The organism is Sporosarcina sp. NPDC096371 (assembly GCF_044762865.1).
Taxonomy (GTDB): domain Bacteria; phylum Bacillota; class Bacilli; order Bacillales_A; family Planococcaceae; genus Sporosarcina.
The window spans coordinates 59,374-73,979 of the sequence record NZ_JBIWFE010000008.1; the positions used below are offsets into that span (position 1 = coordinate 59,374).

Annotated in this window: 13 protein-coding genes; 7 read left to right on the top strand and 6 right to left on the bottom strand. The window is 40.8% G+C overall.

Features of this window, described 5'->3' with window-relative positions:
* Nucleotides 1-143: 143 nt before the first annotated feature.
* From ACIQ0H_RS17985 to ACIQ0H_RS17995, 3 genes are all read right to left on the bottom strand, one after another.
* Complete coding sequence (locus tag ACIQ0H_RS17985; RefSeq protein WP_403417765.1) at nucleotides 144-320, bottom strand: gamma-type small acid-soluble spore protein; 177 nt, start codon at nucleotides 318-320, stop codon at nucleotides 144-146.
* Nucleotides 321-483: 163 nt separating this feature from the next.
* Nucleotides 484-2,559 (bottom strand): M28 family peptidase, encoded by a 2,076-nt coding sequence (locus ACIQ0H_RS17990; RefSeq protein ID WP_403417768.1) that lies wholly within the window; start codon nucleotides 2,557-2,559, stop codon nucleotides 484-486.
* A 329-nt stretch (nucleotides 2,560-2,888) separates the two neighbouring features.
* Entirely contained in the window at nucleotides 2,889-4,688 is a 1,800-nt protein-coding gene (locus tag ACIQ0H_RS17995; RefSeq protein ID WP_403417770.1) for a sulfatase family protein, read from the bottom strand.
* Nucleotides 4,689-4,886: 198 nt separating this feature from the next.
* On the opposite strand from ACIQ0H_RS17995, the gene ACIQ0H_RS18000 reads away from it, so the two are divergent.
* Together ACIQ0H_RS18000 and ACIQ0H_RS18005 are read left to right on the top strand one after the other, a co-directional pair.
* On the top strand, nucleotides 4,887-5,675 hold the full coding sequence (locus ACIQ0H_RS18000) for a helix-turn-helix transcriptional regulator (protein WP_403417773.1): 789 nt from the start codon (nucleotides 4,887-4,889) through the stop codon (nucleotides 5,673-5,675).
* Nucleotides 5,676-5,799: 124 nt separating this feature from the next.
* Nucleotides 5,800-6,471: a DNA alkylation repair protein gene (locus ACIQ0H_RS18005; protein ID WP_403417775.1), complete on the top strand. Its 672-nt coding sequence runs from the start codon at nucleotides 5,800-5,802 to the stop codon at nucleotides 6,469-6,471.
* A 161-nt stretch (nucleotides 6,472-6,632) separates the two neighbouring features.
* On the opposite strand, the gene ACIQ0H_RS18010 is transcribed toward ACIQ0H_RS18005, so the two are convergent.
* A complete protein-coding gene (locus ACIQ0H_RS18010) occupies nucleotides 6,633-7,118 on the bottom strand; it encodes a YehS family protein (RefSeq protein WP_403417778.1) in 486 nt (161 codons plus the stop codon).
* A 253-nt stretch (nucleotides 7,119-7,371) separates the two neighbouring features.
* Here ACIQ0H_RS18010 and ACIQ0H_RS18015 point away from each other — a divergent pair, with 253 nt between their 5' ends.
* Genes ACIQ0H_RS18015 through ACIQ0H_RS18030 form a run of 4 tightly spaced genes read left to right on the top strand, consistent with a single transcriptional unit; the run spans nucleotide 7,372 to nucleotide 10,181 of the window.
* Complete coding sequence (locus ACIQ0H_RS18015) at nucleotides 7,372-7,695, top strand: PadR family transcriptional regulator (protein WP_403417780.1); 324 nt, start codon at nucleotides 7,372-7,374, stop codon at nucleotides 7,693-7,695.
* On the top strand, nucleotides 7,688-8,722 hold the full coding sequence (locus tag ACIQ0H_RS18020; RefSeq protein WP_403417782.1) for a DUF4097 family beta strand repeat-containing protein: 1,035 nt from the start codon (nucleotides 7,688-7,690) through the stop codon (nucleotides 8,720-8,722). The genes ACIQ0H_RS18015 and ACIQ0H_RS18020 overlap by 8 nt, the downstream gene beginning before the upstream one ends.
* 51 nt (nucleotides 8,723-8,773) lie before the next feature.
* On the top strand, nucleotides 8,774-9,340 hold the full coding sequence (locus tag ACIQ0H_RS18025) for an HAAS signaling domain-containing protein (protein ID WP_403417785.1): 567 nt from the start codon (nucleotides 8,774-8,776) through the stop codon (nucleotides 9,338-9,340).
* Nucleotides 9,327-10,181: a DUF4097 family beta strand repeat-containing protein gene (locus ACIQ0H_RS18030; RefSeq protein ID WP_403417788.1), complete on the top strand. Its 855-nt coding sequence runs from the start codon at nucleotides 9,327-9,329 to the stop codon at nucleotides 10,179-10,181. Before ACIQ0H_RS18025 ends, ACIQ0H_RS18030 begins: the two co-directional genes overlap by 14 nt.
* Nucleotides 10,182-10,254: 73 nt before the next feature.
* Here the strand turns inward: ACIQ0H_RS18030 and brnQ are convergent, their stop codons facing one another.
* Nucleotides 10,255-11,571 carry a branched-chain amino acid transport system II carrier protein gene (gene brnQ, locus ACIQ0H_RS18035; RefSeq protein WP_403417790.1) on the bottom strand — a complete coding sequence of 439 codons (1,317 nt, stop codon included), beginning with the start codon at nucleotides 11,569-11,571 and terminating at the stop codon, nucleotides 10,255-10,257.
* A 982-nt stretch (nucleotides 11,572-12,553) separates the two neighbouring features.
* A complete protein-coding gene (locus tag ACIQ0H_RS18040) occupies nucleotides 12,554-13,054 on the bottom strand; it encodes a DinB family protein (protein WP_403417793.1) in 501 nt (166 codons plus the stop codon).
* Between the two features lie 218 nt (nucleotides 13,055-13,272).
* Between ACIQ0H_RS18040 and ACIQ0H_RS18045 the strand changes: the two genes are divergently transcribed.
* The gene (locus ACIQ0H_RS18045; RefSeq protein ID WP_403417796.1) at nucleotides 13,273-14,598 is read left to right on the top strand and encodes a M28 family peptidase; all 1,326 of its coding nucleotides are present in this window, start codon (nucleotides 13,273-13,275) and stop codon (nucleotides 14,596-14,598) included.
* Nucleotides 14,599-14,606 lie beyond the last annotated feature (8 nt).

Below are 14,606 nucleotides of genomic sequence, written 5' to 3' on the forward strand. Positions count from 1 at the left end.
ATTCCTATACAAAAAAGAGCCATCTCGTACGCTGGAAGTGACTACATTCCTTTGTACAAGATGGCTCTTTCATAAATAAAAATACTGCGCAGCACCTATTCAAAGCTGCTTGATGATTGAGCACTTTTTTTATTGATTTGATTTTACTTTCTTTCCTCTTCCACATTCGTATCACTATAGGCTGTTGTTCCTTCCCGTCCCCTTTTAGCGAGTATTGCTTTTACCTCATTATAGGTCAGACCGGAGTTTGCATTTTGTCTCTTCACTTCCATGATATCTGTACCTGCTTCTGTGAACTTTTTCTGATTATTATTTGTCATTTAAAAGCCTCCACTTCTTTGTAGTCTTATGGTCTCACAATTGAAGTTTTTTACTCAGGAATTTAATACCTTTAATGCATACAAAAACCCCGAATCACGGATCTTTTTCAAAGAGTCCGAAATACGGGGCATCGTTCTTGGTATTATGAAAAACTTTAAGGAATCACTTTAATTCAGCAAGCATTGTGGAAAGTGTCTTAATACTTTCATGTTCCTCATCGACAGATGTCTTAAGGAGTTGTTTTTGATTTTCTAATGCTTTAGTCAATGTGTCAATTTCTTCGGTCACATTGGCATTCGTTTGATCGCGTTTTTCTAAAAGGGTATTTATTGTGTCATATAGATCTTCATGACCTACAATTCTTCCTGCACCCCATAGAAGTCTGTCCGCAGGTTGCTTTAACACATAGTCTGTGAAATAACGGTTAACCTCTTTGTCAAAATCATAGGTGTACCAATTATTATCAACGGCAAATAAATATTCATCAAGAGGAGTATTTACATCTCCTTTTTTCAAAGCTTCAATAGAAAGTGCTAAATTCTCAATGTTATTTTGTGCGTGTTCATGAGGGAAAATCGGCTCGTCTTCCCACGTAAGTTTGACGAAATGGTCTTGGGCAAACTTGAATGTTTCCAATAGCCCAGCATTAAGCTGTCTGCTTTCATCGTAGAGCTTTTTGGCAGTTTTAGCATCGCCTTTATTCAAAGCTTTGAGGTAGTTATCATTGATTTCGTTAACTTTCTTATTCGTCTTTTCAGCAGCGGCAATTGCTGTGTCTATATCCCCAATCATCTCTTTTGAAGATACATCCGCAACGTCAAAAATCTCTTGGTTAATGCTTTCTTTTAACGCTTTCATTCTAACCGTAAAGTCAAGCGGTGTAACGGCAGTTTGATCATAATACATTGTTAATAAACCGTATAGATTTTGGTGAAACAAAAGTGCTTTTTCATTATAAATTTCTTCATTATCGAACTGTGAGTGATAATGCGTATTCATAAATTCGCTATCTTGAAAATCATTTCTAAGTGCTGGAACGCCTGCGATGGAGAAGGAAAAGTCATCAGACCACGTTCTAAGTGGTGAAACGACTGATATTCCGTCTTTATAAACACCTTCAATTCTTGGGACAGTAGTAGCAAAGTTTTCAAGATAGTTTTTTAGCTCGTATACTGCACGTATTTCATCGCTCGACGTGTGCTCATATGCAGGAAGCTCAAAGTTGATATTTGCAACAGCTTTTCCGACCCACTCTGGATGAACCCTAAAAATTTGATTATAGGCACCAGTCGACCAATCATAGCGAGTATTTGAAGTTCCCCATTCTTCCGCAGCTAGTGCATTGAAGATAATTGTTTTCTCAGGCTTATAGCCACTATCGATTAGACCCTTTGCAATGCTCATCATAAGCCCAATTGCAGCATTATCATCTTGAAATCCTAAAAAATAAGAATCATAATGGGCTGATAAAATAATGTAAGACTCGGGATCTTTACCGATTATTTTTCCATAGTAGTTGTAGGTCTTTCCATCAAACTCAACAACTGATTTTGCATCAAAATGTACTTTCATTGTAGCGTTTCCGCTTGCAGTAATCGATTTTTTCAATATTTCAGCATCAGCTTGTGACATTGAAAATGCCGGGGCATAATCAGGACCAATAATATCCTGCGTGTTCAAAGCTGTTGGGTCGACCTCGGCATAGCCACCTTGTTGTACAGCGATGACTGCAGCGGCGCCTTTTAAGTAAGCTTGGTAGGCAGGATAGTTTATCCACCAGTCTTCACGTTGATTATTATCGATTAATACGAGTTTATCCTTTACATCAAGTTCTGCAAGGTCATTTTTTGTAGCTTTTCCAGCATAAATAACTTCAAACTCTTTCACATCTTTCGTGTCAAAGTTCGTTTGATAACTAGCTAAAACAGCAAGATGTTCTTGTCCATTTTCATCTGTAAAGGTGAGGTCCGCTTTTTCAAACTCCCATGTATCTACAGTAATCTCATCCCTTGTTACTTCGGATAGTCCTATTTTTTTCATTTCATTAAAGATATTATTACCTGTTAGAATTTCTGCTTGTGAGCCGGCAGTACGATACCCTAACTTTTCATTCGTTTTAAATTCTTCTAGACTTTTTGTGAAGTTATAAGCATAATCAACATCCACTTTTGCTAGATAATCGCTTTTTGCAACTTCAATAGGCTCACTTTTAGGTTCGTTAAGCTTCTCTTTTTTCATACAAGCAGATAATAATAATGCCAAAATAAGTAACAAAGTGATTGCATTCAATTGCTTTTTCATTTACTAATCTCCATTCAATATTTTTTCACATTTGTTAATTAAACAACATTCATCTCACAATAGCAAGACATCTCTTGATGCATCGTTTATGAACAAGTGATATCACTAGTGTTGCGTAACTAAGGACGGAATATTCAGTGCAAATATTCTTCTGATTATGAATGGCCCTTTCACTTTGAGTAAGCGAAAGGCGTTTTCTGCACGATTTTGAGTGGTGCCAGTTCTCGACCTTACAATGAAATACAAAATCGAGAACTGGCATCTACTTATTTACCGTCCCTCCCACAAGGTGGCATTCCCGGAACATCCCCACTCGAGGGTTCTAGTCTTTTTTGCCTACATTGGTTGTAAAGGATTTTTTCCAATCTACGTTGGATTATGGCCGACTCTTCTGTGGCCAATGATGGATCGGCTAAATTTATTTCTTCTAACGGATCCTTTGTTAGATTGTACAATTCGAATTGCTCCGGTACCGGTTCTGTTTTTATCGCTGTCACACAGCTACCATCGTGATCTGTTATGACGGTATCACTCACGCCCGGCTCACTCCAAAATTGTGGATTATCATAATAACGAGCAAACTTCCAAATTTCTTGTGTATGCGAAATGCCTGTTTCAAGCTTTGTAATGACGGCTTCGATGTGACTTGGTTGGACGACCGATTCGTACGTCTTGCCTGTGACCTGGTTCGTCTGATGCAATCCTTTTGAAATATCGTCATCCGTCATGAAATAGAGCGGTTCATTTGCTCTGCAAAATTTATCCTCTCCATGTAGTAACGGTTTTAAATTTCTACCTACTAATGGATGGACTTCATTGTGATCTTTTGAAAGCTTTTTTTGAATTTTATCTTCATAGACGCCTGTTAAGCCTAACAATGTTGGTAGAATATCGACATGACTTGTTAACATATCTGTAGACTTGTTCCTTGGAAATAAACGTGGGTTATGAATGATTAACGGCACATGAATGGATTCTTCATACATCGTGTACCATTTTTGATACAGTCCGCCGTGTGCACCCAATTGCTCGCCATGATCCGCAGTAAATACAACGATAGTATCTTCATAAAAACTGGATTGTTGAAGGGCTTTTAAAACAGTGAGCATTTCCTCATCTGCTTTTTTCATTAAGCTGTAATACAATTGCCGATAAAAATTGTTGTCGATGATGGGCTGTAATATTTTAGGATATGCTTTGCGATAACTTTCATGAACAGTCGGTTTCGTTACTAGCGATTCCCCTACTGTCGTAGCAGACTGAATGAATGGCAAAGTTGGATCGACGCGAAAGCTGAAATTAGGAGAATGTGCCGCATAAATACCATACAAGGCAATATCATGAGGATTGACCAGAGAACACATGATAAACCAAGGCGTCTCCTCGCAATCGCACTTTGCTTTTTCATCCAAAGACTTGATCAGCTCTACCACTTCAGCCGCGTACACCTCGTCACGACCACTTGTACCCTTACCGGCAGACGAGCCAGAATTTCGCGAATTTGCACCATGGGGTTCGGGACCAATCCAATCGGAAAATCCAAAAGAATCTAGCCGATTCGCTTTTTCATACAACTTTTCTTTCGCATGATCAGGAATACCCGTTGTAGGATTATAGCTTGGATATGCATTTTTCGTACCCGGTATTAGCAGATCTTCATCCGATGCATGCCACTTCCCTTTCCAGAAAGTATCATAGCCTGCCGCCCGGAAATAATCGCCCATCGTCGGGACCGTGTTGGGATCTAGCCAAAATACATCCGGATCAAAGGATTGCTTGGCAGCTCCCGGGGTTTGGGTCACTCCGTGAAGCGAAGGATACTGCCCTGTATACAATGTCGTTCGACTTGGTGAACAAGCCGTACTCCCCGCATAATGATTGATAAATTCCAAACCATTTTTCCGTAATAATTCATGTGCGACTAAATTCTTTTTTCGCCATTCCAGTAATTCCTTCGTTTCATAGACTGTCGGAAATCGTTCTTGGTCGACCATGACAAAAAGAATATTAGGTCGACTTTTTCGATGGTGATGGTTAAAGTTATTCCCCTTCTTATGCGAATGCATCTTTATTACCACCCCTTAATAGATTTCGTACCTCTATACTATGCAGGCAGTAATACTTTGAACAAAACAGCTGGCGCAAGCCCAGTGATATTTCCCATCACTTTTCAATATGAAAATCGTCCTCTTAAAATTAATTTCACAAATGTGTATCCGATTGCATGATTTCCTTCTATCTAAAGAATAAAGGGGATTATAATCATGACCACTTACCTAACAAACTACGCACACTTCACAAACAAGCACGATATGGACGAAGCAGTCAATCGACACCTGACAGCCAACTGGAATGATCTTAACAAAACTGACCGTGCTGTGCTCGATATGATCCGTCGCTACTCCGTTAAATACGGTGCCGCCCATTTGAAACACGACACCATCGCCACAACTGTGGACAAGTCCAACGTCACCGTCCGCCGCGCCATTCGTAAGTTAGAAAAGCTTGGTATCATTGAACGCATCCATTACATTCGTCCCGTCATGAACGGTCTAGGCGCTAATATTTATGCTATTTTACCCTTCCATGACCAGTCGAAAATGACCACACCAGAGGAAGCTGAAAAGCCTTGTAACAGTAAGCTGCAAGAGGACAAGCCTAAAACTGAACCGTTATTTTCTAAATCTATAACTACTAAAGATCTTAAGAGAACGTCTCCTGCGGAACAGTCTCCGACAACGCTATTCGGGAAAATGAAGGCACTTCTTTCTACAACCATCGGAGAAGATTCACTAGCACGCCGACTATTCGGCGTCTATCGTGCTCAGTCCCTTCGCCTATTGAAGTTCAGTATCTACGAGGATCAGACTGAGTTATTTGAGGATTTAGCTATTCAAGCCCTTCACATTTCTGTTCAAGCAACGAAGCGTAAGAACATCCAGAATATCCCCGGCTATTTCGATGGTGTCTTACGTGAACTGATTGACAAGGCGTTATTTGGAGAGATTTTTAAGGAGTATAATACGCCGATAGAGGGGGTTTTCTGTAGATAATTGGTTGCACATGTAAACTGTCATCGACTAACCTAATTAGGGGTTCCATCTGAAGCAGGTCCTTCCCGCTCATTCGATTGTTATGATACACTTTTCTAAATCGAACCTTCTGGAGGAGACTGCATTGAAAAAAACATGGGATCACAAAGGGATTATCGAGAAATTCGAAGCGAATCGTAATGAGGAGCTGGCTGGACCAATGGCCGCGTATATGAAAGGTCACTTCCCCTTTCTCGGCATCAAAAGTCCCCTACGTAAACAATTATTGAAAGAGCATTTCGCAGAATATGCATTGCCTAATTCTGAACAACTTTTTGACGAAGTGTGGAAGCTCTATAACCTGCCGGAGCGCGAATATCAATATGCAGCGATTGCATTGATAGAGAAAATGAAAAAACAGTTAACCATAGATGATTTTCCAGTTGTGCAGCAGTTGATCGAAACGAAGTCATGGTGGGATAGCGTGGATTCCATTGCACCTCATTTTGTTGGACAACTCGTGAAAATGGATCGCGAATACGGTGATCAAGTCATGCTAAAATGGTCGCAATCAGACAATATGTGGACAAACCGTTCAGCGATTATTCACCAATTAAAATTCAAACAACAGACAGATACGGCATTGTTATTCAAGATCATTAATCAACATACAGATTCTAAGGAGTTTTTCATCCAGAAAGCAATCGGCTGGGCATTGCGGGAATATGCAAAGACGAATCCGGAGGTTGTGAAAGGTTTTGTGGAGGAGCATTCGTTAAAGCCGCTTAGTAAGAGAGAGGCTTTAAAGCATTTCTGAAGATGATTGAAGTCGAATAGAGGAACACGCAAATCTAGGTACAAGGCGTAGCGGGTGGCATCCCCGAGGAAGGATATCGTTCAATCCTTCCCGAGCGCCGAAGCGGTTAATGGCATTCCTTTGTACGTGGTGATGGTCTTGTCATTCTGTATAGGAAGCCTTTATTCCCTATATTTATAAGCTAATCCTTTTAAGAAATTCCGAGCGTATCGATCCCCGCACTCTTTATAATTCTTATGTCCTTCTTTTCGTAAAACAGCGCCTAATTCGCCTTTTGTTATCGAAACTCTTGCCTCTTCCAAAATATCCAGCATATCCTCACTTGTTAAGGCCAGTGCTATTTTCAACTTCTTTAATAGGATATTATTCACATTTTCATTGTTCTTGATCGCCAATGCTGGTTTTTCAGATTGTCCTGGTTTTGGCTCTTGTTTACCTCTTTTATAAATAATAAAACCATTTAAAAATGAATCGAGCATATGATTACTACATCTACTAACTGCTTCGTCGTCTTCTAATTTGGTAAGTAAATTCTTCACTTCTTCTATCGAAACTTCAATGCCGCCCAGTTTAAATATCTCGACCATCGCTGCATTTTTAATGTCCAAAGCATATCGTAGTCTAATTAAAATATCATTGTTATTCATGCATAAACCTCCAAAAAATTGTTGTATTTTCACACTAGCAATATCATATTTATGAATTGATTTCAACCTAATAATAGCACATATAATTAAGTTTACCCTTTTTTCGTTAGTTCAGACTTTGTATCGCCCGTCATTCATATACTTTAAAACAGTACCTTGCAATGAACAATACCATCTGATATATTGGTGTTAGCAAGTACTTTATATGGGTTAGTACTATTCATTAACTACTAGCGAAAGGAGTGTGCGTGATATGAATGTACAATTTAAAAAAGGTGTCCTGAATTTGTGTGTGCTCGTTCTTCTTGATAAGCAAGATCGGTACGGCTATGAGCTTGTGCAGAAGATTTCCGATCAAATCTCCATTTCCGAAGGCTCGGTGTATCCCCTCCTTCGACGCTTGACGAAGGAAGGCTATTTCACGACGTATTTGCAGGAATCGTCGGAAGGTCCTCCTCGGAAATATTACAAACTAACAGATGCTGGTCGTATGTATCTTCATGAGCAGTTAGCAGAGTGGAAAAACTTCACGGATGGCGTGAATACATTAATCGAGGAGGGTGTACAAAATGACTGAAAACCAATTTATCTTAGAACTTGAAACGGCTTTGAAACAGCTACCTGCTGAAGAACGGAATGATATTATTCAAGATATTCGGGAATATTTTACTGATGGGCGTGAGGATGGCAAATCAGACAGTGAGATTGCTGCTTCTCTAGGATCTCCAGCAAAAATTGCTGAGGAATTGCTCGGGTCCTACTCGTTCTCGGAAAATAAAGTGCACATCGCATCGACCGATGAAGTCATTACGATCCAAGATAATCAATTTACCAATGTCGCGATCAATGCCCAGCACGGTGCGCTTAATGTGAGACCATCTCATAATTCCGTCACGACCGTTGAACTGATTGGTTCTAATGAAAAATTACAGCTAACCGCCGAAGTTGTTGGTGATACCTTGTTTGTACGACTGAAAAGCATAAGTCGCTGGTTATTTTTGTTCAATTTTAATATGAAGCCGGTGACACTTAACGTGTTTATTCCCAAGAAGCTCTACCAATCCATTGTGATGAAAACAGATAATGGGCGCATCTCTGCCGAGAAACTACTAGGGAAAAAGATCAACGCTAATACGGACAATGGCAAGATCCAACTAAGTGAAATTGCCGCTACGGCGTTGGTTGCAGAAACGGATAATGGGCTGATAGAAATCGAGAGGGTTCAAGTCGATCATGCAAGAGTAAAAACGGATAACGGACGCATTGAAATGCGTACTGTTGATACAGATAGCATTGGCGTCGAGTCCGATAATGGACGCATCGAACTTGAACACGTCACAGGTTCCATTGTCGGCACTACGGACAATGGGCGCATTACGCTTCAGACAGATCATTTGGACCGTAATATCGATTTTCGGACAGATAATGGTAGCATTGTTGTCCAATCAAAGCTTACGCCTACAAACGTTTCCATCCATACAAAAACAGGTCACGGAAAAATAGATGTCTTTGGCGAAAGCAATTCACGCACAGTCATTGGTGCAGGTGAACATACCATCCGCTTAAAATCGGATAATGGACGCATTACGGTCTCTCAGTCTTAATCGTTTAGTGACCAGTAAGACAGAGCAGTTCCAGTAGAAAGGAGCATTCAATTGAATAAAGAGAACTTTTTAACACAACTACATGCTTTTTTAAAGAAAATCCCAAACAGTGAACGACAGGATATTATACAGGATTATGATGAGTACTTCACCATTGGCCTGTTAGACGGAAAATCCGAAGAGCAAATTGCTGCTTCCCTTGGTTCTCCAAAAACACTAGGAAAAGAGTTATCAGCCGCGTACCATCTTGAACAAGCAGAAACGACTGTCACTACAGGGAATCTAATGCGGGCGTTGTGGGCGGTTATCGGTTTAGGGTTCTTTAACCTGATTATCGTTCTTGGACCTTTTTTAACATTCGTCGGATTAATTGTTGCTGGTTGGATCGCGGGCATCGGATTCACTGCTGCACCTCTTCTTATTTTGTTAAATCCCATACTAGCCCCTGGCACATTTGAGTTGTTCGATTTATTTAACTCACTAGCCTTGTGCGGACTCGGTCTCTTCATCACAATTGGGATGTTATACGCTACGAAGGCCTTTAGGAATGGGTTCATTCGCTATATGAAATTTAACAAGAAACTCGTCAAGGGAGGCTTAGCATATGACGAACATTAAAAAACTAGCGATTGCCGCTTCTCTCCTTTTGCTAGTTGGCGTGATTGGGAGCGTTGTAACTTATCAGCTAATCGAAAAACCCAAATGGATTACCCAAGAAATCGACATTCAAGATAACGACTTTACGAGCATTGATATTGTCATGAATGATGGCCATGTTGAAGTGATTCCAACACATACATCAGGTGCTTTTATTGAAATTTCGGGACACGATGTAACAGACGATGTGTCAGTGACAGTGAAGGATGACAGTTTATCAATTGTTCATAAAGACAAGATACAGAAGCTTGTTTCAGTTAACTTCGGGACGAAACCAACTATCGTGAAAGTACACGTACCACAAAAAAACTATAACAACCTGCACATTCAAAGTGATAATGGAACGATTGACGTGAAAGACCTAAACACGGACACCATGACGCTTGAATCGGATAACGGGAAAATAAAAGCAGCAAGTTTAATAAGTACAACGCTCAAAATACAAGCGAATAATGGCCTAATTACGCTAAAAGATACAACCGCCGATTCGATCTCAATCCACTCGGATAACGGAAGGACGGAGCTGGAAGACGTAAAAGGGAAACTCGTTGCAAAAGCAAATAACGGACGTATCGATTTTCGGACAGATTCACTCGATGACCCTATCGAACTGACTACTAATAATGGACGCATCGATGTTCAAACGGCCAACAAGCCTACAAATGCAACAATCATTGCACAAGCCGCTAACGGTAGTAGCACCATTTTCGATGAAGAAAAGTCACATGCCGTGTTTGGCTTAGGTGAACATTCCATCACCCTTTCTTCCCATAACGGGAAAATAACTGTAGGAAATCAGTAACACCAACCACACCTATACAAAAGAAAAAGGGAGCCGTTTTTGATAATTATCAAAAACAGCTCCCTTTTGCATATCATTTCGATTTCGCTAATACTGGAGCTTTAAGCTTATGGACAATTGCCCCCACTATCACACCTACAATAGCCGGTAGTATCCAACCTACCCCTTCTTGATAAAGTGGGAAATACCCTAATAGCCCATCTAACGCATCCCCTAAAAACGTATGATTGATCGTTTCCATCAAGCTAAAGACTCCTGTAAAGATCACTGCCGTTAAATAAATAGAATGGTTGACATATTTGTTCAATAACCCAAGTGCAATGAGCACAACAGCTAATGGATAAATCATACCCAATATCGGAACAGATACAGCTAAAATTTGATTCAATCCTAAATTAGCTACCGTCAAACTGACAAGCGCAATTACCGTCGCCCATCCTTTATAAGCAAGTACAGGAAAGATGCTAGAAAAATATTGACTGCATGAAATGATCAAGCCAATCGATACACATAAACAAGCTAGCGTAAATAATACCCCTAACAACACAATCCCAATGGGTCCAAACAATACATTCATCACAATCGTTAATACTTGTGCCCCATTTTCTGCTTGCCCAACTGAAGAGCTAGAAGCACCAAGATAGCCTAAAATACTATAAATCACCGCAAGTAAAATACCCGCTCCAAGTCCTGCCAACATTGTATATTTGGCAATTAAGGAAGAATCGCTAATTCCTTTTGCACGAATCGTATTGGCAACAACAATTCCGTAGACAAGTGCCGCCAGTGCATCCATTGTTAAATAGCCATCTAAGAAGCCTTGAAAGAATGGACTTTCCTCATAGATATCGGTCGGAGACATAAATGCTCCCATCGGTGTAATGATGCCCTTGATGAAAATAACACCTATCAAAATCAATAGAAGAGGGGTCAATATTTTACCAAATCGATCCACAAGTTTAGAGGGCGATAGGCTTAACCATAAAACAATAGTGAAAAATACCACCGTATATCCGAACAGGAACATTGGTTTATCAGATAAAAAAACCGGTAAAAAAGGTTTCATCCCCATCTCATAAGCAATTGTACCGGCTCTTGGAATCGCTAATCCCGGTCCAACTGAAACGTAGATTAGAAAAGGAAATAACAATGCAAACCATGGATGAACACGTGTAGAAAGTATTTGTAAACTACCAGCCTTCCCAACAGCAATCACCCCTAGGATAGGTATACCGACGGCCGTCACAATAAAACCACCGAGTGACAACCACATTTCTAGCCCCGCGGAACGACCTAGAAATGCAGGGAAGATAAGGTTTCCAGCCCCGAAAAACATCGAAAACAACATGAAACTAATGAAAACAAGTTCTTTAAAACTAAGATTGTTCATCCGTTTCTCCTTTCAAAGAGAATTAGATGAATTATAGCAACAATAAAATGTAAAAACTACACGCTTATTAAAATATCAATATTTGATTTTTTCAGAATAAAAATTAGTTCTAATGAACTGTGGTGAACTTGTAGGAGGAATCGGATTTTTGGGGGATGAAAGAAAAACGTATACATTTATTGTTCAAACTATCCGAATAATTCAGGAGGAAAAATAGTTTTATTACTCCCCCTTTTATTATCCATTTATTTGAAAGGCGAAAGAGTCAAAGGGCACTAAATTCCACTTTCCCTTTGTTCATTTACGGTTTACTTTCGATAATTGATTCACGATCGTTAAAAGAATTGAAGGCAAAAGTAGCTAGGAATGACTCCGTCATTCCTAGCTACTCTTCTCAATACTTTTAATGTGAATCATTACCTGCCGCCCTCCTACAATAAGTCAGTGAAAAGTGCAGTTGCTGGAAAAGTAAAGAATAGATCACTTTCTATAGGGATTAGAAGTGCCCGAAGATACAATTTCGGGCACTTTTGCAAATTGTACAATGTGTTCCGATCTTATTTTGTACTATAGTAACACTGTGTAGAAGTGACATTTTCGGTGGATGTCAGAAGAAAAGACCATGATAGAGTTATCAGTGGCCAAAATTGTATCTTTGGCCACCCATCACCAAGTAAGAAATCCTCTTATTCCCTTGTTCCCAAAAAGCATTTGTGATCTGTGTATGCATGTTTTTGGACAGCGACGGATGAACGAAAACCTTACGATTACAGAAAAAAATGTAGGGGTGCGACAAAGTTGCACCCCTACATTTCAAATCATCTTAGTAATCGTATAGAAAGCGTTCCATCCAAAGCTGTCCAAAAAGAACGAAACACAAAACACCTGAATTTTGGTTTTTCGGGTTAATCAACAGGCATGTTTATATCCACAACTCCCCAGCATCTACAGATGACGCTAGAAAGGTATGAGTCGATTCTTTTTACTGTGGAGCCACTCCGCCAAACTCCGCCCATTCTTCCCTTGACGGTCCATAGACACCTGGCACACGCAGGCCTGCTTGACGCATGAGAACAGTCATTTGACCACGATGATGCGTTTGGTGAGATGTTAAGATACTAAGGATGGTGGCAACCGACCACTGTTCCCCGTACATATCTTTTGTGTCATTCAACACTTCATCCGTCCATTGCTCTTTCATAGCTACAACCATTGCCGCGCTTGACGAACGGTAGGCAGCTGCAATTTCAGCAGCAGATGTTGGAACGGGTTCTTCATGGCTTGCCGCTTCAAACTGAAGTCCTGTTTGTGAAATCATTTCGTCGAGCGTCGTCACGATATGCCAGGCAATTCGGCCGAGCGTGCGATCTTCCGGAGAGACTTCCTGAGCAAGTGACGCATCAGTTAGTGCGTCTAGAACTTTTTGTGTCGATCCGCTTTCATGACCCCAGTTCATCAAAAATTCTTCAATAGTTCTAAACATAGTTAGATCCTCCATATCATCGGTTAGGTACACTACTTATTTCGACAGTCCCATGCCATTCTCCTCCCATCAGCTATTCAGCGAAGACATAGTTGACCCATTATGGGACATCCCAACGCCCCCTTTTCAAAAGCATTACCTTCACTATCCCCTTTAGCAATTGTCATAAAACTACACCTCACTGTGATATAATTCCATATATCGAATGGAGGGATTTTGTGCATCGCAAAAGATTGTTAATGACATGCCTTTTCATCATTTCTATACTGACGACGGCTTGCGCACCCAACACTCAGGTCGTGGATGGCCCCGGACCGACTGATACCAGTCAAGTAATCATAAATCAACTGGACGTGGAGAACATCTACGCAACGGCCGAGGAACTTGCAAAAGAACCGCGAGTTGCGGGAACCGAATCGGAGAAGCAAGCTGCTGATTTTCTAACCAAACAGCTGGAGATGTACGGTTATGAAGTTGATAGGCAACCATTTACTTTCGAGCGCTATGTCATGCCAAATAAAACCCTGTTGCAAGTAGCTGGTTCAGATAGCACCTTCTCGCCTGCCCCCTTTCAATACTCCGTTTCGGGCACTGTCACTGGAGAATTAATTGACGCGGGATCTGGACTGGAACGGGACTATGAAAAGATCAATGTACAAGGAAAAATTGCAGTTGTTGCAGTTGATTACACTTATTTTTCCGAATTGGTATTAAATGCTTCTAAAGCTGGTGCCTCTGCTATCCTGATTTACTTTCCTAAAGGGTCCCCTACAGGAAACGCGACGCTTGGACAACATTCTGAAGACTTTATTCCAGCACTGGCAATTTCACATGAAGAGGGTACTGGGCTCCTTAAACTTATGGAAGGAAAAACGATTCAGGCAACCATGACAGTCGAAGGTTCCCGGGTAGAACAGGCGGAATCGCAAAATATAGTGGTCATAAAGCAGCCCACAGCCGAAAAAGTTACATCCGATGACATTGTCATCATTGGGGCGCATTACGATTCGGTCGACCTAGCCCCTGGTGCAAGTGACAACGCAAGTGGAACATCCGTTGTGCTCGAACTAGCCCGGATGTTCAAAGATGTCACAACAACGAAAGAACTTCGCATCCTCTTTTTCGGTGCTGAAGAAGAAGGCTTAAACGGTTCCGAAAAATATGTCAGTTCCATGACAAAGGATGAAATCAAGCGCTCTGTTGCGATGTTCAACTTGGATATGGTCGGCAGTGCCGATGCCGGAGAATTGGCAATCCAGACGGTCGATGGGATGGACAACAATGTAACAGTTCCAGCCAGCAAAGCCTATGAGGAATTAAACGGCGATGCGATTTTCACCGATATTGGTGGCAGAAGTGATCACGTACCGTTCCATGAAGCAGGAATCGCCTCTGCGTTGTTTGCGTATTCCCCTTTGGAGGAATGGTATCATCTACCCGAGGATACCATCGATAAATTGAGTAAGGAACGCATGCTACACGTCGCAAAAATCGTTGCAAAATCAACATTGGAACTAACAGCACCCACTAGCAATGTAGAGTGAGTTCTAGT